15 protein-coding genes are annotated in these 20,600 nt (G+C 51.0%); 4 read left to right on the top strand and 11 right to left on the bottom strand.

Annotation, left to right across the window (positions count from 1 at the left end):
- Nucleotides 1–57 precede the first annotated feature (57 nt).
- Complete coding sequence (locus ACTQ3A_RS03380; protein ID WP_441494040.1) at nucleotides 58–183, bottom strand: hypothetical protein; 126 nt, start codon at nucleotides 181–183, stop codon at nucleotides 58–60.
- A gap of 76 nt (nucleotides 184–259) precedes the next feature.
- Here ACTQ3A_RS03380 and ACTQ3A_RS03375 point away from each other — a divergent pair, with 76 nt between their 5' ends.
- Both ACTQ3A_RS03375 and ACTQ3A_RS03370 read left to right on the top strand, forming a co-directional pair.
- Nucleotides 260–562: a hypothetical protein gene (locus ACTQ3A_RS03375; RefSeq protein WP_441494039.1), complete on the top strand. Its 303-nt coding sequence runs from the start codon at nucleotides 260–262 to the stop codon at nucleotides 560–562.
- Between the two features lie 51 nt (nucleotides 563–613).
- Nucleotides 614–1,690 (top strand): iron-containing alcohol dehydrogenase family protein, encoded by a 1,077-nt coding sequence (locus tag ACTQ3A_RS03370; protein ID WP_441494038.1) that lies wholly within the window; start codon nucleotides 614–616, stop codon nucleotides 1,688–1,690.
- A gap of 231 nt (nucleotides 1,691–1,921) precedes the next feature.
- Here the strand turns inward: ACTQ3A_RS03370 and ACTQ3A_RS03365 are convergent, their stop codons facing one another.
- A complete protein-coding gene (locus tag ACTQ3A_RS03365) occupies nucleotides 1,922–2,602 on the bottom strand; it encodes a TIGR00266 family protein (protein WP_441494037.1) in 681 nt (226 codons plus the stop codon).
- Between the two features lie 14 nt (nucleotides 2,603–2,616).
- The gene (locus ACTQ3A_RS03360; RefSeq protein WP_441494036.1) at nucleotides 2,617–4,470 is read right to left on the bottom strand and encodes a hypothetical protein; all 1,854 of its coding nucleotides are present in this window, start codon (nucleotides 4,468–4,470) and stop codon (nucleotides 2,617–2,619) included.
- Nucleotides 4,471–4,749: 279 nt separating this feature from the next.
- Between ACTQ3A_RS03360 and ACTQ3A_RS03355 the strand changes: the two genes are divergently transcribed.
- Both ACTQ3A_RS03355 and ACTQ3A_RS03350 read left to right on the top strand, forming a co-directional pair.
- Nucleotides 4,750–6,078: an extracellular solute-binding protein gene (locus tag ACTQ3A_RS03355; protein WP_441495242.1), complete on the top strand. Its 1,329-nt coding sequence runs from the start codon at nucleotides 4,750–4,752 to the stop codon at nucleotides 6,076–6,078.
- A gap of 18 nt (nucleotides 6,079–6,096) precedes the next feature.
- The gene (locus tag ACTQ3A_RS03350; protein WP_441494072.1) at nucleotides 6,097–7,779 is read left to right on the top strand and encodes a LuxR C-terminal-related transcriptional regulator; all 1,683 of its coding nucleotides are present in this window, start codon (nucleotides 6,097–6,099) and stop codon (nucleotides 7,777–7,779) included.
- A 76-nt stretch (nucleotides 7,780–7,855) separates the two neighbouring features.
- On the opposite strand, the gene ACTQ3A_RS03345 is transcribed toward ACTQ3A_RS03350, so the two are convergent.
- The 8 genes from ACTQ3A_RS03345 to ACTQ3A_RS03310 form a co-directional block, all read right to left on the bottom strand.
- Complete coding sequence (locus ACTQ3A_RS03345; protein ID WP_441494034.1) at nucleotides 7,856–8,575, bottom strand: Crp/Fnr family transcriptional regulator; 720 nt, start codon at nucleotides 8,573–8,575, stop codon at nucleotides 7,856–7,858.
- Between the two features lie 84 nt (nucleotides 8,576–8,659).
- Nucleotides 8,660–11,272 (bottom strand): FAD-dependent oxidoreductase, encoded by a 2,613-nt coding sequence (locus ACTQ3A_RS03340; RefSeq protein WP_441495241.1) that lies wholly within the window; start codon nucleotides 11,270–11,272, stop codon nucleotides 8,660–8,662.
- 61 nt (nucleotides 11,273–11,333) lie between these two features.
- Nucleotides 11,334–11,648 (bottom strand): thioredoxin, encoded by a 315-nt coding sequence (gene trxA / locus ACTQ3A_RS03335; protein WP_441100902.1) that lies wholly within the window; start codon nucleotides 11,646–11,648, stop codon nucleotides 11,334–11,336.
- Between the two features lie 195 nt (nucleotides 11,649–11,843).
- Nucleotides 11,844–12,362 (bottom strand): hypothetical protein, encoded by a 519-nt coding sequence (locus tag ACTQ3A_RS03330; protein ID WP_441494032.1) that lies wholly within the window; start codon nucleotides 12,360–12,362, stop codon nucleotides 11,844–11,846.
- A 238-nt stretch (nucleotides 12,363–12,600) separates the two neighbouring features.
- A complete protein-coding gene (gene feoB, locus ACTQ3A_RS03325) occupies nucleotides 12,601–15,009 on the bottom strand; it encodes a ferrous iron transport protein B (RefSeq protein ID WP_441494031.1) in 2,409 nt (802 codons plus the stop codon).
- 153 nt (nucleotides 15,010–15,162) lie between these two features.
- Nucleotides 15,163–18,360 (bottom strand): AAA family ATPase, encoded by a 3,198-nt coding sequence (locus ACTQ3A_RS03320; RefSeq protein WP_441494030.1) that lies wholly within the window; start codon nucleotides 18,358–18,360, stop codon nucleotides 15,163–15,165.
- Entirely contained in the window at nucleotides 18,357–19,508 is a 1,152-nt protein-coding gene (locus ACTQ3A_RS03315) for an exonuclease SbcCD subunit D (protein WP_441494029.1), read from the bottom strand. Before ACTQ3A_RS03315 ends, ACTQ3A_RS03320 begins: the two co-directional genes overlap by 4 nt.
- Nucleotides 19,505–20,545: a helix-turn-helix transcriptional regulator gene (locus ACTQ3A_RS03310; RefSeq protein WP_441100907.1), complete on the bottom strand. Its 1,041-nt coding sequence runs from the start codon at nucleotides 20,543–20,545 to the stop codon at nucleotides 19,505–19,507. The genes ACTQ3A_RS03315 and ACTQ3A_RS03310 overlap by 4 nt, the downstream gene beginning before the upstream one ends.
- Nucleotides 20,546–20,600 lie beyond the last annotated feature (55 nt).

Genomic DNA, 20,600 nt, shown 5'->3' with positions numbered 1-20,600 from the left:
TACAATTATATGCCATTCTTTTGGTTGTTTTGACTGTTTAACAGCCTTTGTCGCCCTTCATATAATGTAAGCGTTTACATTTATGTCCCATGCAAAAAAGATTCCACAGTCCATTATCTTTAGTGATGCTTTTTTATTTCTCCAGCATAATGCCGCAAATCCACCAATCAGATCAATATTCATTTATTGTTCGTGCTCCGTCATTAATACTTGTTACCCCAACCGTAGCAACGTATAATGGAAAAAAGGAGTACAAACTATGTTTAAATTGAAAAGGTGGATAACCATACTAGATTCAAGAAATAAGGATGAGATTAACAGAGCCGAGGATCGTTTAAAAAATGCCGGGCTGCGCATAAAGACTTGGGCTTCCGAACCCATGCCCGTCGGAGGGTGCGGGGCACAGATGCGGCCCGCGGACTGGAGCGGGATAAAGCCGGCAGTCCGGCCGCGAAACGAGATGCTCTATCATCTCGCCGTTACCGCCGATGAGGAAGAACATGCACGTAAACTGCTAGAATCTTCTAACGAAAAAGGTGACAGTCATGACCTTTCTCTCTGATATTCATGTCAATATTACGGATTGTTTATCTTAAAAAAGGAGGTGTTTTCCATGAAATTTTATATGCCCGTAAAGCTTTATCAGGAAGTGAATTGCGTAAAGAATCACGCATCAGAAATAGCCTCGCTGGGCAGCAGGGCTGTCCTCGTTACCGGCGGCAGCTCTTCCAAGAAGAACGGATCGCTCTCAGATGTTGAAGGTGTTCTCAATGATTCCGGAATCCCCTTCACACTTTTTGACGGTGTTGAGCAGAATCCTTCGACAGATACCGTGATGAAAATCCGGGATCAGGCCGTAGATTTCGGCGCCGATCTCTGTATCGGCATCGGCGGCGGCTCCTCGCTTGACGCGGCAAAGGCCGCAGCGCTGATGATCAAAAACCACGACAAGGGAATCGACTATCTCTACGAAAAAGGAAACCCTGTCGATACCATTCCCGTCATCGAAGTTCCCACCACATGCGGAACCGGTTCAGAGGTCACGGCAGTATCTGTCCTTACGAACCATAAGACCAATACCAAGGGCTCCATTCCATACAAGATTTTTCCGTCGCTTGGCCTTGCTGATCCGGGATATCTCAAATCGCTTCCTCTATCCGTACTGAGAAATACCGCTGTCGATGCGCTGGCTCATCTGTGGGAGAGCCTGATCAACGCACACTCTGACACCTACAGCAACATGACGGCGGAAGCCGGCCTGAAGGCATGGTCATTGAACAGAGATATTCTCTCCGGAATGGTCCGGGCGTCCGACAGGGATTTTTCGAACCTAATGACCGCATCTGTCCTGGGAGGAATGTCGATCGCCCAGGTCGGGACCACAATTCCTCACGGTCTTTCCTATGCGCTCACCTTAAACGCCGGTATCCCTCACGGACAGGCATGCGGATATTTTGAGGCCGGCTATCTGTCTCACGCAGATAAGGATCTCCGAGATAAGGCTCTCTCCCTCGCCGGATTCAAGGATCTCGACGACTGGCGCGAATTTTATTCTGAAGTAAGTGAGCAGCTCACCGTAAGTGATGATGTTCTCTCCCGTGCCGTCGATGAGCTCCAGGAATCCAAGATGGCACTCGCCCCGTTTCACTGCGACAGGAAAATCCTTAACGAGATAGCAAGGGATCTTTAATCTGCTCCGAAAAAGACTACTCAGGTTATAGACATACAGAACATAGCTATGCTGATCAATACCATGATGCGCATTGATGTGAGCCGCATGGATACGAAGTGCCTGAATACAAAGCGCATTGATATAAAGAGATAATTTTTAATGCCCTGTCCGGAATCGCTTCGTTTAACGATTCCGGACAGGGCATTTCCTTTATACGGACACCGCGAAATGTCGCGTTTTATCTCGTTGTCACGACTTTTTATCAAAATACGGTGCCAGCAGTGCTGCGACATTGGAAATGGGCATGGTCTGAAGGATAATTTTGCCCGGACCGCGGACCACCGTATTAAAGACGCCCTCTCCTCCCAGCAGCATATTTTTCACGCCGGGTACCGTCACCACTTCCATACTGCAGCTTTCATCCATGGCTGCAAGATAACCGGTATCTACAATCATTTCCTGTCCTTCCTGCAGGATGTATTCACAGCCGAAACCGTCGATCTCAATAAATGCGATTCCCTGTCCGGAAAGCTTCTGCATGACAAAACCTTCTCCCCCAAAGAGACCTTTGCCAAGGCTTTTCTGGAAGTACATAGACAGCTCCACACTTTCCTGTGCGGCAAGATATGCCTTTTTCTGCACGATTACGCTTTTACCCGGTGAAATCTCAATTGCATTGATAGATCCTGGAAAGCTGGACGCAAAGGCAATCATACCTTCTCCATTCTGCGCCGTATAACGATTCTGAAAGATGTTTTCACCAGAAAACATTCTTCCAAACATTTTCTTGATCCCTCCGCCGGAAGTCGTTTCCATTTTCATATTCGGACTCATCCAGCTCATGCTTCCGCTCTCTGTCATCATAGACTCTCCGGCCTGAAGATAACACTCTACCACAGGAAGACTTCCGCCTTTTATTTCATACCTCATAAATCTTTCCTCTCTCAGAATCCACTGACTCTGTAAACGATAAACTCTGTCGCGGAATTGTCCGCTCTGTCCTCCGTCATACCTACAAGCACGGTGCCGTCTGACAGTCTTGCAGCTGTACTGATCCAGGGATAGTTAGTTCCGAAAAGCTCACTGTCCTCTGCCGATCCCAGAAAACTGCCGTCGCTCTTCCAGAATAACAGGTTCCGCATATTTCCATCCAGACCGATAAATCCTTTTTCCGTCTCCTGGATATCTGTAATACTGCCCAGAGACTGTTCTCCTCCAAATTCCTGGTTTCCAAGCTCCATCTGTTGATTTCCTTCGGTGTTCAAAACCCAGATGGCTTCATTCTGCGTATCCGGATCCTCGCCTGCAATGAAGATGTGATTTTCACTCAGGCTCACAGTATTGATACTCTCGTTGGAAAAACCGGACCATGCTTCTTTCGAGGCCTTATTTCCGTCAAAGACTACTTTCTCCGGTTCTGACCCGAAAAACCAGGAAAGACCCCAGGTTCCGCTGCTGTGTATAACCGCCTTGTCAATATCGTCGTTTGCCGCAATGATCTGACCATCTTTTACCGTAAGCATCGGAGACATAAAGCCTGTCAGGTACAGATTTCCGTTCTGGTCAGCGGAAAGTTCTTCATAATCATCCTCCAGCTTCATGGTATTCTTCAGTGTCAGTGAGTCTCCCAGTGTGTATTCATACAAAACATTATCCAGTAATATAAACACTCTGTCACCAACCGTAGCCATTCTTCCGCTGAAAATGTCATGCGCCAGAAGCGGTTCCTCAACCGGAACCCATACAGAGGTTATCGTAGTATCCGCGATCATCTTGGAATGCTCATGATCCGTAGTGAAGGCCTCTCCCTCCCACGGCCAGGGATAATCCTCATTTCCGGTATCCTTCAGATGAAATGCCAGGTTGCTTATCAGCTTCTCCACCGCAGGATCGGAATATTCACCGGATATACTTACCTTTACCGTGGTTCCGGAACCAACATCTCTCCCCATATAGGTCAGAACCGGTTCGCCCCAGCTCGTCGTTTCAGAGAAAACACAGGGAACCCCGCCGATGTTCTTCTGCTCCACGGTCTTATCGACTGCCAGCGCGTGTGCGTCAATACCGGACGTATGGAGAAAATCCCGATAATCGTTGCAGTCTTCTACTGTCGCAGAAATATTCACAGCCGCCAGAACAGTATCCCCCTGCTTATAATCCAGCCGTCCATAGCTGCTGGTCTCGCTGTCTCCCTTGTAATCTTCGTTCTCTGTCCACCCTTCCGGATAATAGATATCCCAGAGCTTCATTTCCAGATGTGTACCGCTTGTATCCCGGCTGCCGTCTGCCTCTGATTGCGGCCCTGACACACCGGCAGAAGTGCTGTCTGCTGCGGTCACACTTTGAGAAGAGGTGCTCTCCGTTGCTATTTCGCTTACCGATTTTGACGATGAGCCTGAGCTGACGCCTTCACTCCCCTCTTTTTCAAAATGAAAGCTGACTCCCTCATATTCAATATACAGGTCTCCATCCTTATCGGTTAAGTCCATCGTGTCCGTGGAGTCTTTAATTTTTACCCCGGTCTCTGTCTCCTCCCACTTTCCTTTCTCTACTTCATCATCGATATGTGCCTCGCAGGTCCCATCTTCTTTAAATACGAAAGAAAATTCATCCATGAAATCCGACACGGCAAATTCCATCCCCGACATTTCGGCTGAGACAGCATTCCACTTCCCCAGATATTTGCTTCCCTTCATATTTTTTCCGCCGCAGCCGGCAAGAATCATTGTCGAGAGAATCAGAATACCAGCCACCAGGATAGCACAACCATTTTGTAAATATTTTCTCTTCCGTTTCATTGCAATACCTCCTTCCACATTTTTCATTCCTCGTGTATAATAGATTCAGAATCTTTAATCAGTCGTATGCGCGCTTCCGTCTTATGATTTAAATATACTGATATCAGCAGATTTGTCCCCATCTGTTTCCCCCGTTTTGATGGGAAATACTAAAAATAATAACGATTCACTCACTATCTCGATAACCTCCAGTTTTCTCAATCTCCGGAATCGTTACAAAGATTGATTCACAGGTATATGCGTATGAAAAAGCACTCAATTTTTTCTTTACTCCTCACCATGCTGCTGTTGATTGGTCAGCCGCTCCTGTCCGCCTGCTCGGGAGGCAGCCGCCTGAATCCATCGGACCCGGTAACGCTCACCTTCTGGCATGTGTACGGAGAACAGGTAGACTCTCCGATGAATCTTCTGGTGCAGCAATTTAATGAAACCATCGGTATGAAAAAAGGAATTGTCATCAACGTGACCCGGATGTCCAATGCTTCCGAGATCGGAGAACAGCTTCTGGCAGCGCAGGAGGGAAAGCCCGGTGCCGGCACCATGCCCGACCTGTTTCTGTGCTACCCCGGAACGGCTTCTCTTCTGGGACCGGAGAATCTGGTTGACTGGTCGGAATTTTTTTCACAGGACAAGCTGGATTCCTACGTGGATGCCTTCGTAGAGGAAGGGATCCTGCAGAACCGCCTCTGTGTCTTTCCTGTCTGTAAATCCACCCGTCTTCTTTATGTAAATGGAACGGAGTTTGAGCGATTTCAGGAGGATACCGGCATCACCTACAGCAGCCTCCGAACCTGGGACGGCTTTTTCCGCACGGCAGCGAAATACAGGGAATGGTCGAAGGGAAAGCCCTTCTGCGCTTTTGATTACCTGGTGCAGAATGTAGATCTCAGCGCACGCGAAATGGGAGGAACGCAGATCATAAAGAACGGCTGTTACGACTGCTCCGACCCGGTGCTGCGTAGTTCCTGGAAGCAGTTTGCGGATGCACTGATCAGAGGGGACATCATCGTCTCTGATCTTTACGCCAATACACAGATGATGACCGGCGAGGTTCCTGCCGGTACCGGTTCCAGCGCAGCCATTCTGTACTTTAATGACATTGTTACCTATTCTGACAACACAACCGAGCCCATGAATCTGAAGGTGCTTCCTCTTCCCGTATCGGACCGGCCGGAAGTCGCCTCCGCTCCACTGGCTCCACAGACCGGCTGCGGAATCTGTGCCCTCAAGACAGACAGCCTGAAGGCGGAAGCCGCCTCCGTTTTTGTTCACTGGCTGACAGAGAGCGAACGGAATCTGGATTTTGCGGCGAAGACGGGCTATTTTCCGGTAACAGAAGAAGCTTTCCAGGCAATCGACAGCTACCGCTTTCAGAGCCCCTCCTATCGTTCTGTATACAACGCCATCCGGGTCGTGAAGAACACCTGCCATTTTACTCCGCTCCCTTCGGACAGCGGGTTTATCGAAAAAACCAACCATCTTTATGACATGCTTCGTTCTATGCAGTCTTCCCTGAACAAACGCTATCTCGACGGCGAGGATCCGGACACCCTTGAGCTTGAAACCTGGGAGCAGTTCTGTTCCTGCCTGGGGTCTCCGGAAAACTGAAAGGAGATGTCTGTGAAGATGACATTTTTCTCTTTTTTACATCGTAAACCAGGCGAAAGCAGCGAACTGACCAGAAAAAGGAACAGCTTGCGCTATAAGCTCTTCCAGTATATGTTTCTTCTCGCCGTACTTCTGATGGCTGCGTTCCTGATCGGACTGTCCGTCATCGTTACCGCGCTGAGGCAAAGGAACACTTTTCGTTCTTCCCTGCAAATGCAGATGACGGTCTTTTCACAGGATATCTCTTCCGAATTTGAGACATTGGAGGCAACTGGGTTTCAGATGTCGCTTTCTGTTACAGAACAGATCCGAAACTACCTCAACGGAAGACATATCTCTTTTTCGGAGATCAATGACTCCGAAACAGATCTGAAAGCACTCCAGGAATTTTTGTTCGATACGATAAGAGATAAGCTTCTTCAGACAGACAGTTCCGGCGCATTTCTGCTGCTTGACGCTACCGTCAATACAAGCCTGACCGAAGCGGATTGCTCAAGGTCAGGCCTGTATATACGCAAAAGCTCTCCCGACTCCGATTCTGAGCTTCTTCTCTATCGCGGAATCACGGAAATCGGCAAGAAAAACAATGTCATGCCACATCGGAAATGGACCCTGGAATTTCACACACAGAACTTCCCCGGGTATGACACCTGGAAAAGCAGCGTGCAGCCGGACACCTGCAGCTTCAGTGATATTTTTGTCCTGCCCGGAACCTCGGATAAGGTACTGCTCCTGCTGTTTCCGCTTTTTTCTCCTGACGGAACTTTTATCGGCGTCTGCGGCTTTGAGGTGAATGACAGCTTTTTTCGACAGAAAATAGCCCAGCCCACTACCCTGAGTCATCTCACCTGCATTCTTGCAGATATTCACAATGCTCCGGAAGGACAGAACTCCGGCACTCTGAAAATTGATCCAGCAAATTCTATGTCCTGCGGAACCACCGACGGATACTACCTTGCCCCTGCCGGTACGCTGACCGTCACCAAAAAGCTCTCCGAAAAGCAGGTACTCTGTACGGACCGCGTTACTTCCTATCTTGGAATCACAGAGAAGGTAAAGCTTGCCGGGCTCAATGAGTGGTTCCGCGCTTATATCCTCATTCCGCTTCGTGATTATCAGCAGATGGTTTTCCGTGAAGCCGCCGAGGTCCTTCTGATCTTCGCTGTCCTCCTTTGTCTCTCTCTGCTCTGCTGCCGTTATTTCAGCCGGCGTCTTTTGAACCCGATTCTGAAAAACCTCGAACAGCTGAAGAACAGAGAGCAAACAGACACAGCTGAAATGATTCCCGAAATCGCTGAGCTATTTACTCTGTTCTCGGAAATAGAAAATGACAGGAAAGCGGAAACCTCCGCGTTGGAAAATGAAATAGAAAACGCCCGCAAAGAGCTCAGCCGTGTGAACAGGGAATATGATGATGCCAAGCGGGAACTCTCCCGCCTGGTGTACGCACGTAAAAAAGAAGTGGATCCGGAAAGCTATCAGCTGTTTCTGAACGGACTGAACACCTTAACACGGACCGAAAAGAAAATTTTCCTCCTCTATCTGTCCGGAAAGGGAACCAAAGAGATTATGGAGGAAAACAACATCAAGGAAAGCACCCTCCGCTACCATAACCGCAATATCTACAGCAAGCTCGGAATAAATTCTATGAAGCAGCTTCTGCGTTACGCTGCTATTATGAACGGAGATACTTCCGATTAATTCCAACCGCCGGTAATGATCATCTCTTACAGCATCATTACCGGTCATAAGAACGTCTTGTGAAAAAAGCTGCCCTTTATTCCTTCCTGTAGTTCATACGCAAATTCTTCAGCATCGCAATATCTGTAACCTGTATTCTTCCTCTGCCGGCGCGGATCACTCCTTCGTCAGCGAGCCGCTTCAGCATCCGCGCCACGACCTCTCTGGAAGAATTGATATCTTTTGCAATCTGATCGTGTGTGACCGTGATTTCCGTGCTCCCGGTCTGTTCACATATCTCCACGATCCAGGCGGCTATGCGCTGGTCGATACGCAGGAACAGCACTTCCTGAAAGGTCCATGTCACGTCCGAAAAGCGCCTTGAAAGCAGCTCGTAAATCATACACCGGACATAGATATTACTCTCCTTCAGCCTTGCCAGCACATGGGCAGGAACAATCAGAATCCGGCATCTTTCCTCTGCCTCCATCTGCGTGTCAAAGGTAATTTGCGACACAACGCAGGACGCGGAGAGGACATCATCCTCTCCGGTACGCAGGTGATATAGTGTAATCTCCCGTCCCTCTTCTGACGTCAGAAATGTCCGGACAGATCCGGAAAGGATACGTATAAAACCCAGGCACTCATTTCCACGTGAAAAAACCGTGCTGCCTTTATCGAAAATGCGGAGTATGATATGCTCACGAACCAGTTCTTGCTCCGCTTTTGTCAGCCTGCTCCAAAACGGCAGCGCAGCTATCAATTCTGCATTTTTCATTTTTGCAGGTATATCCTGCTTCTGTCCGTTATTCTCCATATACGCTGCTCCCTTTCACATACTCTTCCGGCATTTCTCGCTAACAGACTCTTTCTGTTTCAAATACTCTTCCAGCTTCCGTGATTATATGAAAAGATTCACATTCGACTCCTCAGCATCTCCAAGGTAAGTGCCAACCCCGCCGATTTCCACACCGTCAATCAGCTCCTCTTTCCGTATCCCCATCACATCCATGCTCATCGAACAGGCTATGATTTTTACGCCGTTTTCCATAGCCTTTTTCATCATGTCCTCTAAGGAATCAATGTTCTTATCCTGCATAATCCGGCGCATCATGGCTGTTCCGACCCCGCCCATGTTCATATGGGACAGCTTCAGCTTTCCTGCCCCCTTCGGAAGCATTTTTCCAAACATCGCCTCTGCAGGTGCCTTTTTGATACCGGGCGCCTCCGGCTTCCGCAGTGCCGTAAGTCCCCAGAAAGTGAAGAACATGGTGACCGGGCGTCCCATAGCCAGGGCCCCGTTGGCAATGATAAACGCAGCCAGAACCTTATCCATATCACCGTCGAAAACGATGATCGTCTTTCCCTGCGGTGTATTATTCATTATAACATGATCCTCGGATGTGGGAACACTGCTTCCCGGAACCGGCACAGCCGACCCTGTGCTGTTTCCCCTGCACAAAACAGCCACATAGTCCGTCCCCTTTTTCTCATTGGACAGTAGTGTATTCCCCGTGCGGCGGCACCATGAAATAATATCCTTTGCAAAGCCCGGATCCGATGCAGTCACCTCCAGAAGGTCACCATTTTCCATCTTTTCCATGGCGCGATAGACTTCCATAATCGGTCCCGGACACTGAAGCCCCGAACAGTTAATGCGGATCTGCTTCGCCTGTTTCCTCTTCTTGCAGCCCTCTGTCTCGTTCGCGCCGGATTCCGCTTCCGCCTGTCCTGTTTTTCTATCTGTGTGCATGGTTTCCGGGTTTCTGTCATCCAACGCATCGAAACGGTCCTTTGCTCTTCCATTGCCGGCATTGCCCCCGTCTTCGCAGTCCGGATGAAGAGAACGGAAAAGTCTGGCGCCTCCCGGATAAACCTTAATATGCTCAAACCCGTGCTGTGAAAGGATTCTCGCCGCTGTATACGCCCGCACGCCAACCGCGCACATCACAATATACGATTTCTTCCGATCCAGCTCATTCAGCCTACCTCGAAGCTCTCCCAGAGGAATGTTCACGGATTCCGCCGGAGCCCACGCAAGTCTCTCCGCCTCTTCCCTGACATCCAGAATGATCTCCCCGGCATCCGGTTTGGGATCGTCCCATTCAGAAAAAGCCACCAGCTTTCGGATCACGTTTTCCGCCGCAAAAGCTGCCATATTCACCGGATCCTTGGCGGAGGAATAAGGCGGCGCATACGCCAGTTCCAGATTTTTCAGCTCTGCAATTCCGCCTCCCAGCTGCATGACCGTCCCAATGGTATCAATTCTCTTGTCAACACCCTCTCCGCCTGCGATCTGGGCTCCAAAAATCTTCTTTCCGTCCGGAGAGAACAACAGCTTCAGGATCATAGGAATCGCGCCGGGATAATATCCTGCGTGAGAATTCTGGGTGATCACAACCTTCTCATAGTCCTTTCCCCGGACCATACCGCGGCGAATCAGCTTCTTTTCTCCTGCCCCGACAGAAGCAGCCGTAAGATCAAACACACGGGCAACGGAAGCTCCCTGTGTTCCTCTGTAGCTCTCCTTTCCCCCGGCGATATTGTCCGCCACAATCCTGGCCTGCCGATTGGCCGGACCCGCCAGCGGAATCATTGTCTTCTCTCCGAAGACCGGATCGGTAACCTCTATCACATCCCCGGCAGCATAAATATCCGGATCCGATGTATGAAGCTGCTCATCTACGCAGATTCCTCCTCTTTCATTGCACATCAGCCCGGCCTGTATGGCAAGCTGACTGTTCGGGCGCACGCCTATAGAAAGAACCACAAAATCCGCAGAAAGCTCTTTTCCGCTCGACAGCTTTACAAATACCGTCTGCTCCTCCGTCCGGAACGAAGCGACCCCATCAGACAGATAAAGATCCACCCCGTTCTCCCGGATATTTTCTTCCAGAAGCATTGCCATTTCCCGGTCAAATGGGGCCATAACCTGATCAAGCGCTTCCACAATAGAGACCTGCAGGCCTTCCTTTCGCAAATTCTCTGCTGTCTCCAGTCCGATAAATCCTCCGCCTACCACAATAGCCCTGCTGCTGCGGCCGTCTGCAGCCATCTCACGAATCTTTTCTGCATCTGGAACTGTCCAGAGCGTGAAAATCCGTTCCGAATCAATTCCCGGAATTCGAGGGCGCACCGGAGAAGATCCTGTCGCAATGACCAGCTTGTCGTAGTCCTCCTCATACGTACGGTTCGAAGCCAGATCAGTCACCGCAATCTTCTTCTGCTTCCTATCAATTGCTGTTACTTCATTCCGAGTTCTTACATCTACCCGGAATCTCTCCCGAAGAACCTCTTCCTTTGTCACCAGAAGCGCATCCTTTGATTTGATCACATCTCCGACATAATACGGCAGCCCACAGTTTGCGTAGGAAATATACGGTCCTCTTTCCAGAAGAACAATCTCCGCGTTCTCATCCAGTCTTCGCAGGCGGGCAGCACAGCCTGCGCCTGCTGCCACTCCTCCGATAATCACAGTTTTATTCATTTTTGTCTCCTTTTCTACCGGCTTCATACCATACTTTTTTCTTCGGGTATTGCCACAGTCCGTCTGTTTTCTTTGTCTCCGTGCAGCATTACAGACCAAGCAAATCTTCAATATTCTCCCTGGGCTGGACACCAACTGCGCTCGCCACTGCCTTTCCGCTCTTAAGAACAAGCAGGGTAGGAATACTGGAAATCCGATATGCCGATGCCAGCTCCGGTTCCTCATCCACATTTACCTTGCCGACCTTGTATTTTCCCTCTGCCTGCGCAGCCACTTCCGAAATAACCCCGGAAAGCATCCGGCAGGGTCCACACCAGGCTGCCCAGAAATCCAACAAAACCGGTACCTCGGACTGCAAAACCTCTCTCTGAAAATTATTCTTCGTGATTTTTATTTCCGCCATGATAAGCTCCTTTCTGCCCGACCGGGTCTTGAATAGGATTCAACGCTTTCTGATACACTTACTCTATACCTTCTTGCGGGACATTTCTGTGACAAGGTCACATAACAGAAAAAAGATAACAAATGATGCCGCCGGACCCTGACGGGTCCGGCGGCATCTTAAAACAATCTATCATTCAGTTTATATGATTCATTCTCATTCAATGGTATTCAGATCCACGGTATAGTCTCCCGGATCCTTGGAATGAAAGAAGACCTTTACACGCTTGCCAATGATCTCCTTTCCGGGATATTCCTTCATGGAACGGCTTGTGAAGGTGTGCTCTACATGTTCCTTGAAATCGCGATATCTGCAGATCACATAGTACTCAACCCCGGAAGAGGCATCTGCACGGAGGTTTCTCGTGATTCCGATTACGTCCGCAAAGATCCAGCCCCCGACAGGAATCCAGCTCGTATCCTCCTGCACCTGCTCTGCTCCGGAAGAATAAGAATTCTGCTCCGCAGCGCTGTTCTCCCCGTATTGCTGACGGTAAAGAATCGCCGGCGTGATTCCCAGCAACAGGAGAACCGCACCGATCATCTGAAATCCGATGTATCTTACAGTACTGATACCCGCCTCACGAAATCCAAGAACAATCAGGCCTATACCGACCGCTCCCGCTATTCCTCCGAGAACTCTTAACCTTTCTAATCTCTTCTGCTTATTATCCAAAGTCTGCTCCTCTTCTTCTGGAAATTCCTCGTATTAAACGCGGAATAAATTGTACGCTATCTATTCGTGTTAAATAATAATATAGCATCCTGCGAAAAAAAGTCAAGCCGACCGGTTCCATTTCACAATTTGTTCAGAAGCCGCTGTTCCGGCAAGGTCAAAAGAACGCCGTGTTTATCGCGATTCATCCCGCCACCTACTATAGAGGTAGGAATTTCCTGCTCACGGCGTGTTAGATTCAGCCAATCCCGGCCAGCACACCGATTCCGTGAATCAGGAGCGCCATCAGCCAGGCAATGACGCACTGGAAAATCACCATTCCAACCGCCCATTTTCCTCCGAGTTCCCTGCGAACCGATGTGATGGCGGCAACACAGGGTGTATACAAAAGGCAGAACACCAGAAGCGAAGCAGCCGCCAACGGTGTAAGCGTTTTAAGCAGAGCAGCTGTACTTCCAAACAGCACATTCAACGTCGAAACCACACTCTCCTTTGCGAGGAAACCGGAAATAAGCGCTGTAGAAATTCTCCAGTCGCCGAATCCGAGCGGCGCAAAAATCGGTGCAATTCCTCCGGCAATAATCGCGAGGATACTCCTGGATGAATCCGCCGCAACCTGAAACTGCGGGGTAAAGGTCTGAAGGAACCAGATCACAATGCTCGCAATAAAGATAATGGAAAATGCTCTCTGCAGGAAATCCTTTGCCTTCTCCCAGAGAAGCTGCAGAACGCTCTTGGCGCCGGGCATCCGGTAATTCGGAAGCTCCATGACAAACGGAACCGGTTCTCCCCGGAACAGCGTGCCCTTTGAAAGCAGTGCGACAAGAATACCGGTAAGCACTCCCAGAAAATACAGTCCGACCATGATCAGACCGCCTTTCCCCGGGAAAAATGCCGCGGTGAAGAATCCGTAGATCGGGAGCTTTGCCGTACAGCTCATAAACGGTGTGAGCATGATGGTCATCTTCCGGTCACGGTCTGACGGAAGCGTACGGCTCGCCATGACACCAGGCACCGTACAGCCGAATCCGATCAGCATCGGAACAATGCTTCGGCCTGAAAGTCCCAGCTTCCGCAGCAGCTTATCCATGACAAAGGCAATCCGTGCCATATATCCCGTATCCTCCAGAAGAGACAGGAAAAAGAATAATGTCACAATAATAGGAAGAAAGCTCAGCACACTTCCGACACCCGTGAAAATACCGTCGATGACAAGAGAATGCACGACCTCGTTGACATGGGCTGCAGTCATCGCATGATCAACCACTACAGTCAGAGCGTCTATTCCCCTTGCCATCGCATCCTGAAGAAACGCTCCGATCACATTGAATGTAAGCCAGAAAATCAATGCCATTATACCGACAAATGCCGGTATCGCTGTGTATTTTCCCGTCAGGATCCGGTCAATCTTCTGACTTCTGAGCCGCTCTTTGCTCTCTCTCGGCTTAACTACTGTCTCATCTACCAGATGCCGGATGAAATCAAACCGCATATCGGCAATCGCTGCCTTGCGGTCCAGACCCCTTTCCTTTTCCATCTGAATGATGATGTGCTCGATCATCTCCTTTTCATTCTGCTCCAGCTTCAGGGCATTCTCAATTCTCTGATCTCCTTCCACCAGCTTCGTTGCCGCGAACCGCATCGGTATACCGGCTGCCTCCGCATGGTCCTCGATCAGATGCATGATTCCATGGATGCATCTGTGTACCGCTCCGCCGTCCTCGTCCTCACTGCAGAAGTCCTGCCTTCCGGGCCGCTCCTGATATTTTGCCACATGCAGTGCATGCTCGATCAGCTCCTCAATACCCTCATTCTTCGCGGCAGAGATCGGCACAACCGGAATTCCAAGCATCTCCTCCATCTTGTTGATATGGATGGAGCCGCCGTTTCCCTGTACCTCATCCATCATATTCAAGGCAAGAACCATCGGAACATCGAGCTCCATCAGCTGCATCGTGAGATACAGATTCCGCTCGATGTTCGTAGCATCTACGATGTTGATGATGCCCGTGGGATGCTCATTCAGAATAAACTGCCGGGAAACGATCTCTTCGCTTGTATAAGGCGAAAGGGAATAGATCCCGGGAAGATCTGTGACACTCGTGTTCGGATGATTCCGGATTGGCCCGCTCTTCTGGTCCACTGTAACCCCGGGAAAATTCCCCACGTGCTGGTTCGCCCCGGTCAGCTGATTGAACAATGTTGTCTTGCCGCAGTTCTGATTTCCGGCCAGCGCAAAGGTCAGGGTTCTATCAGCCGGGAGCGGATGCTCTCCGGCCTTCACATGGTACTTGCCTCCCTCTCCGAGTCCCGGGTGCTCATATCTGCGCTGCTCTTCCCGTCTTCTCTTCGCCTCGTCATCCGCGGATACCGCGCGATTCACCGGTACCAGATCGATCTGCTCTGCATCCGAAAGCCGGATTGTCAGCTCATACCCGTGAATCTTCACCTCCATAGGATCGCCCATCGGCGCGTACTTCACCAGCGTGACCTCTGCATCCGGAATCAGTCCCATATCCAGAAAATGCTGCCGAAGCGCACCTTCACCTCCAACTCTGGTGATCCGCCCGGTTTCGCCGATCTCCAGATCTCTCAGTGTCTTTCTCTTTTCTTTTTCTATGCTTGTCTTATCAGTTTTTGCTGCCATACGAATTCCTGCTCATCTCCTGTAAAAATGTTAGCTTAAACTTACTTTTGTAAAAATCCTACAACAAGATCCTATATAAGTCAAGCCACGAATACAGGAAACAGCCATGCAATATATCGCACTGCACGCTGAATAAGCCACGGATCCATACGCTCAGCTGATTCTCCACCTCACATGACTTCCATTGTCATCCTTCACCACCTGCAGCTGATCCTCGATCTCCTGTCTCAGTTCTGTCACATGCGAAATGATGCCGATCAGCTTCGTTCCGCCGTCCATCTCCTTGAGAACACGCACTGCCTGGTCCCTGGCATGGTCATCCAGCGATCCGAACCCTTCGTCGATGAACATGATGTCCGGATGGATCGAGGCGGAGCTTTCCTGAATCTGATCCGCGAGGCCGAGTGCCAGTGAAAGAGCTGCCATAAAGGATTCCCCTCCGGAAAGTGTCCGCACCTCCCGTTCCTGACCGTTGATAAAGGAGTAGACCATGAGGTCCAGCCCACGGTTTCTCCCCTCTCCCGCCATCGAATCCTCTACCATCCGCAGCTCGTACTGTCCCGCTGACATTTCCGAGAACCGGATGTTCGCCGCGTGCAGAATCCTGCGAAGATAATATCTCTGAACAAAGGTTTCGATATCCATTCTCGCACCGGTCACCTTCCCCGCAAGGCGATTGTACAGGCTGTCAATCCGCGAAAATTCCTCCGCGATTCTTCCTCGCTCCCGCAGAACGGACGCAAGCTTCCGGTATGCCGCAGAATCCGCCCGGAAGATCTCCCTGACACGTTCTCTCTCTGCCTGAACCCTGCGATACCTCTCTTCTTCCTGATCTCTCTTCCTGCCAAGCGCATCCAGATCCGGTTTCGTCTGACCGCCGACCGCCTTGCGGGCAGTATCCAGCGCGCCCTGTGCAGATGCCTTCTCGCGCTGGAAACGTTCGATCTTCTCCTGAAGACGGGAGGCTTCCTCACGCGTATGTTCTTCCAGAACGTTCATCCATTCCTTTTCCGTCAGATTCTTCTCCTTGAGCAGCGTCCGGTAACTCACTTCCCGCTCCTTCGCTGTTTTCTTCTGCTGCGGAAGAGATCGTTCAAGCCGCGCGATCAGCGTCTCTGTCTTTTCTTTTTCTGCTCTGGCTCTCAGAGCCCCGTCTCTTGCCAGCTGATAGCCCTCTTCCGCCTTCTGCTTCTTCTCCTCTGCCTCTCGAAGAACACGCGCGGCATCTTCCTCCGTTTCGAAATCCCTGCGCTCCATCAGCTGCTGGTACTGAGCCTTCGCCGCGGCGAGAGCCGCCCTGTCGTCGGATGCCCTTCGAACAGCCTCATCCTTGATCTGAAGGAGGGCTTTGCTCTGCTCCTCCCAGGCTTCCAGAGACTGATTCAGCTCCGCAAGTCTCCGATACGACCGCTCCAGCTCTTCCTTCTTCGTTTCCAGTTCCCTCCGCCACCGCTTCATCGCTTCTGACATCTCCATAAATGACGGCTTCTCTGATAGTGACACCTCCGGGATCACCTCGATCAGATGCTTACGGAATTCTTCAAGCCCGGCGCGCGCCTGCTTTCTTTTTTCTTCCAGAAGATCCGCGGCCGCCTTCGCAGCCGCTGCCCTTTCTGTCATGATCCGGCTGCTATTCCCGACCTCCTCCGCGAGAGTGTCAATATCCTCTTTCGTCAGATTCGTATGCCGTTCCGGCAGCCGGCAAGGATCTGGGTGAATTCTTGACCCGCAGACGGGACAGGGTTCGCCCTCGACAAGCCTGGCGGCAAGAAAACCTGCCTGATCGTTCAGGAACTCTGTCTGCCGCTGGTTGTATTCACTGTTCTTTTTCTGATACTCCTGCCAGGCATCTCTGTATTCCTCCGCGGCTTTTTCCGCTGTTTTCTTCTGCTCTGAATACTCACCCGCTGCCTCTGATACCCTGGTTTTCTCCTCGAGGAGCCGGTTATATCCGGTCAGAGTATTCTCCCGGAAGAGATTCCACCGCACATCCGCATCCGCAAGACGTGATTTCTCCCCGGTCCACTTCTCCTTCTGCGTTTCAAGTCTCTTCCGTTCTTCTTCCGCCGCGACTGCTGCCTTATTTGATGCGGCTGCCTTCTTCTCCCGATCCGCTACGGCTTCCCCTGCCTCCGTAATCTGACGAAAAAGATCCCTCGCTTTTGACACATGTTCCCTTATCTTTGTAAACCGGTCCGCCTCCTGCCGGCGGTTATCATCCGCCGTCTTCTCCAGATCCATCGTCTTCTCATATGCCGTTCTTTGATCCGGCAGCGCCGCCTCAAGCCGGTTCAGCTCCTTCCCGGTTTCTTCCGCCGTCTGAGCGGCTTCCTGAAGGCTCCTGAAGACCTGTCTGACCTCGATGGCATTCTGAATCGACCGGATCAGCTCACCTTCCGCGCGGATCTCCTCCTCATGCGCCCGGCATCCGGCCAGCACCTTCTCCGCATCCTCCATCTGCCGGAATGATCGCAGAATTCCCTCGGCCTTCGCATAGGCTTCCCGCGTCAGATCTCTCGAGGTACATGAGTCCCTGTAATCCTTTTCCAGCTCTTCCTTCCTCGAGTTCATATATTCGTTCAGAAGAGAAAGTTCCTCCAGAAGGCTCTCCGCTTCCGCGACATTCAGTCTGTCGCCGTCGATCACCTGCTGTTTATCCGCCTGTATCACTCCGGCGCGCACGTATTCTTCCGGCACCTCGATGTGTCCGGCCTCCAGACGGCAGGCCGTCCGGACCTCTGCGATATCGGAGAGCTTCTCCTTCCTTCTCCTGGCCAGCTCGTCGACGATGTTCTGATATTTTTCGGTCCGGAAAAGTTTCCGGAAGATTTCTTTTTTCTTATTCGAGTCCGCCCGCAGAACCTCCATGAATTCTCCCTGCGCGATCATGGCGACCTGCGTGAACTGCGTCTTTGTAAGGCCGATAATATCGACAAGCTTCGCGTCGGTTTCCTTCTGCGGATATACGGATCCGTCCGGCATCTCCAGCGATACGGATTCCGATTCCATGCGGCTTCCCTTACCGCGCTTCAGCGCTCGGAGGTGACGGGGAACCCGGCGCACCCGGTACTCCTCAGAAACGGTCCCCGCCTTTTCTGAAAAGGTCAGCTCCACATAGGGCTCTGTCCGGATATCAGAATACTGGCTTTGCAGTTCCTCACCGTCCTTACGGTTCCGGTTTGAGCTTGCCTCTCCGTACAGAGCAAAGACAATCGCGTCGAATATGGTGGTCTTTCCGGACCCGGTATCCCCGGTAATCAGAAAGAGATTCTGGTCCGGCTTTGTGAAATCTATCTCCGTTCTCTGTCCGTACGACCCGAACGATTGCATGACGAGTCTGATCGGTCTCATGGCAGTTCCTCCCCCACTGTATTGATGACATCCTCCAGAAGGCTTCTCTCCCCCTCATCCGGGTTGCCCAGGAATGAACAGCAGAGATCATAGGTATCCATGACAGCCTCTCCTGTATATTCCGCCTGATAATCAACCCCCGGCAGTCCCTCTCTCCTGATTTCCAGAAGATTAGGAAATGCGCTTCGTATACGGTCCTGCAGATCCAGCGCATCCGCCTCCTGTATATCCGTGAGCGTCACAACCGCGTAGTCCTCGCATCCCTGCCGGAGAACCTCCTCCAGATCTCCCCGCACAATGCGGATCTGCCTCAGCGGCGTAAGCGGAAGAACGGAGACAGACCGCTCTCCCTTCCTCCCCAGATTCACCTCGACAATTCCTTTCTGCTGACCGGCCTCACTGACCGAGCACGCCATCGGCGTCCCGCAGTACCGCGCATACTCACTGCCGACCCGCATCGGCTTGTGGATATGTCCAAGCGCCGCATAATCAAATCTCTGAAGAACATCCGCCGTTACACGGTCGATATTTCCGATCGTCAGGATCTCGGAATCCATGCGCTCAACATCCGTTGCATTCGCTCCCTTCGGAAGGTAGAACTGATGACTCACGAGAACATTCCGTTCCCGTGTGTCAATCTCCTCTCTGTCCAGCAGCCGGTGTATCGTCTCGTCGTAGCTGAATCCGCTTCCGTCTTCCTTCACCCCGATAACATTCCGCACCATGGAGGGCCGCACAAAAGGAAGCAGGTAAAAATGGACCGCACCGTATTCATCCCGGAGGGTCACCTGCTCCACATGATCCTCTTCCCTCTGTGGAGGAATTCCGATCATGTGGATTCGCTCTCTGTTCAGGATTCTCCGGAACAGATTCACGCGGGGCGCGCTGTCGTGGTTCCCGCTGATCATCATAATCTCAGCATCCGGAACTGCCTTCCGGAGCCCGGAGATGAAGTCATCAAATATCTCCACTGCTTCTGCCGATGGCACAGACTTGTCATAGATATCTCCGGCGATCAGAACGGCGTCCGGCTTCTCGGCCTCCGCCTTTTCAACAATCTCCCGGAGAATAAACCGCTGATCTTCACCGAGATCCCGATTGATCAGCTTCAGACCGATATGAAGATCCGATAAATGAAAAAATTTCAAGATTCCGCTCCTTCCTTCTTTCTTGTCCTTTCCCCTGAAATTTCCAGCACGGCATCATACCGCTCCGCGACCTGCCCCAAATACTCCAGATACGCCCGTCTGGTCCTCTCGGGACGCAGAATCTGAATGCCGCTCCCAAGCGCTGTCAGCCACCCGAAAAACTGAGGGCTTACTGTAACCGGAACCATCACCGTGAATCGGTCCGCACCCGCCGGGATCAGTATTGAATCGATGCCGAACCGGTCGATGATCACACCCGCAAACCGGTTGTCGCAGATCAGTGTCACCCTGACATCCTCCCCGGAGAACATCCCGAAGGTCTTCTTCTCAAAGACTGCAGGATCAAAATCCTTCGCCAGATTCTTCCCCTCTCTCGGCTCAGGTTCGATCTCAAGATTCATCATCTTGTCCACCCGATAGTGACGCATCATGTCACTTTCCTTTTCATACGCGATCAGATAATAGTTCTCATCATCCCAGATCAATGCCCACGGGCTGACGCGGTAGCGGGCGCCGTTTCTTCTGAAGCGATATTCCTTCCGCACCGTCCATTCCACGTACTGAAAGGTAATCTGCCGGTTTTCATAGATCGCGCTGTGAATGGCATCCGTCACGTAGAAAACTGTCTCATTCTTTGCTTTCGGACGGTTGTACAGAATAATCTGTTTCTCAAGCAGCTTTCGCTGAGGCTCTCCGACGAAGCCGATCAACTTCTCAATCAGCTCCCCGGATTTCTTCTCGGTGATCGACTTCGACACCTGAACCGCGTCCACCAGCATACGCAGTTCCGGAATCTCAAATTCACGCTCACCAATAAAATACCCGTGGTCTCTGCCCTTCCGTATGACAATGTCTGCGCCCCATTCTCTCAGCGTATCAATATCACTGTATATACTCCTCCTGTCGGTCTCTATATTGTAGCGCCCCTTCAGAATATTCCCCAGCTCCGAAGCGGACAGGATGTGGTCCTCATCTGTCATCTCCCGCAGAATCGAATAAATATAGAGCATTCTGAGCTTCTGTCTCTGTACAGCCATAGTACCTCCATAAAATCGAACATGTATTCTTCTAAATTATATCATCCCACTTTCC

Origin of the sequence: Bilifractor sp. LCP21S3_F8 (genome assembly GCF_052117805.1) — a bacterium.
GTDB lineage: Bacteria > Bacillota > Clostridia > Lachnospirales > Lachnospiraceae > Bilifractor.
The sequence above is the reverse complement of the archived record's forward strand: the minus strand, read 5'-3'. Positions and strand labels throughout refer to the sequence as shown.

What these genes read in the sequence shown, in the direction of transcription:
- ACTQ3A_RS03380 (WP_441494040.1), bottom strand. Translation starts at nt 183, where the DNA reads ATGAATATTGATCTGATTGGTGGATTTGCGGCATTATGCTGGAGAAAT.
- ACTQ3A_RS03375 (WP_441494039.1), top strand. Translation starts at nt 260, where the DNA reads ATGTTTAAATTGAAAAGGTGGATAACCATACTAGATTCAAGAAATAAG.
- ACTQ3A_RS03370 (WP_441494038.1), top strand. Translation starts at nt 614, where the DNA reads ATGAAATTTTATATGCCCGTAAAGCTTTATCAGGAAGTGAATTGCGTA.
- ACTQ3A_RS03365 (WP_441494037.1), bottom strand. Translation starts at nt 2,602, where the DNA reads ATGAGGTATGAAATAAAAGGCGGAAGTCTTCCTGTGGTAGAGTGTTAT.
- ACTQ3A_RS03360 (WP_441494036.1), bottom strand. Translation starts at nt 4,470, where the DNA reads ATGAAACGGAAGAGAAAATATTTACAAAATGGTTGTGCTATCCTGGTG.
- ACTQ3A_RS03355 (WP_441495242.1), top strand. Translation starts at nt 4,750, where the DNA reads ATGCTGCTGTTGATTGGTCAGCCGCTCCTGTCCGCCTGCTCGGGAGGC.
- ACTQ3A_RS03350 (WP_441494072.1), top strand. Translation starts at nt 6,097, where the DNA reads ATGACATTTTTCTCTTTTTTACATCGTAAACCAGGCGAAAGCAGCGAA.
- ACTQ3A_RS03345 (WP_441494034.1), bottom strand. Translation starts at nt 8,575, where the DNA reads ATGGAGAATAACGGACAGAAGCAGGATATACCTGCAAAAATGAAAAAT.
- ACTQ3A_RS03340 (WP_441495241.1), bottom strand. Translation starts at nt 11,272, where the DNA reads ATGAAGCCGGTAGAAAAGGAGACAAAAATGAATAAAACTGTGATTATC.
- trxA (WP_441100902.1), bottom strand. Translation starts at nt 11,648, where the DNA reads ATGGCGGAAATAAAAATCACGAAGAATAATTTTCAGAGAGAGGTTTTG.
- feoB (WP_441494031.1), bottom strand. Translation starts at nt 15,009, where the DNA reads ATGGCAGCAAAAACTGATAAGACAAGCATAGAAAAAGAAAAGAGAAAG.
- ACTQ3A_RS03320 (WP_441494030.1), bottom strand. Translation starts at nt 18,360, where the DNA reads ATGAGACCGATCAGACTCGTCATGCAATCGTTCGGGTCGTACGGACAG.
- ACTQ3A_RS03310 (WP_441100907.1), bottom strand. Translation starts at nt 20,545, where the DNA reads ATGGCTGTACAGAGACAGAAGCTCAGAATGCTCTATATTTATTCGATT.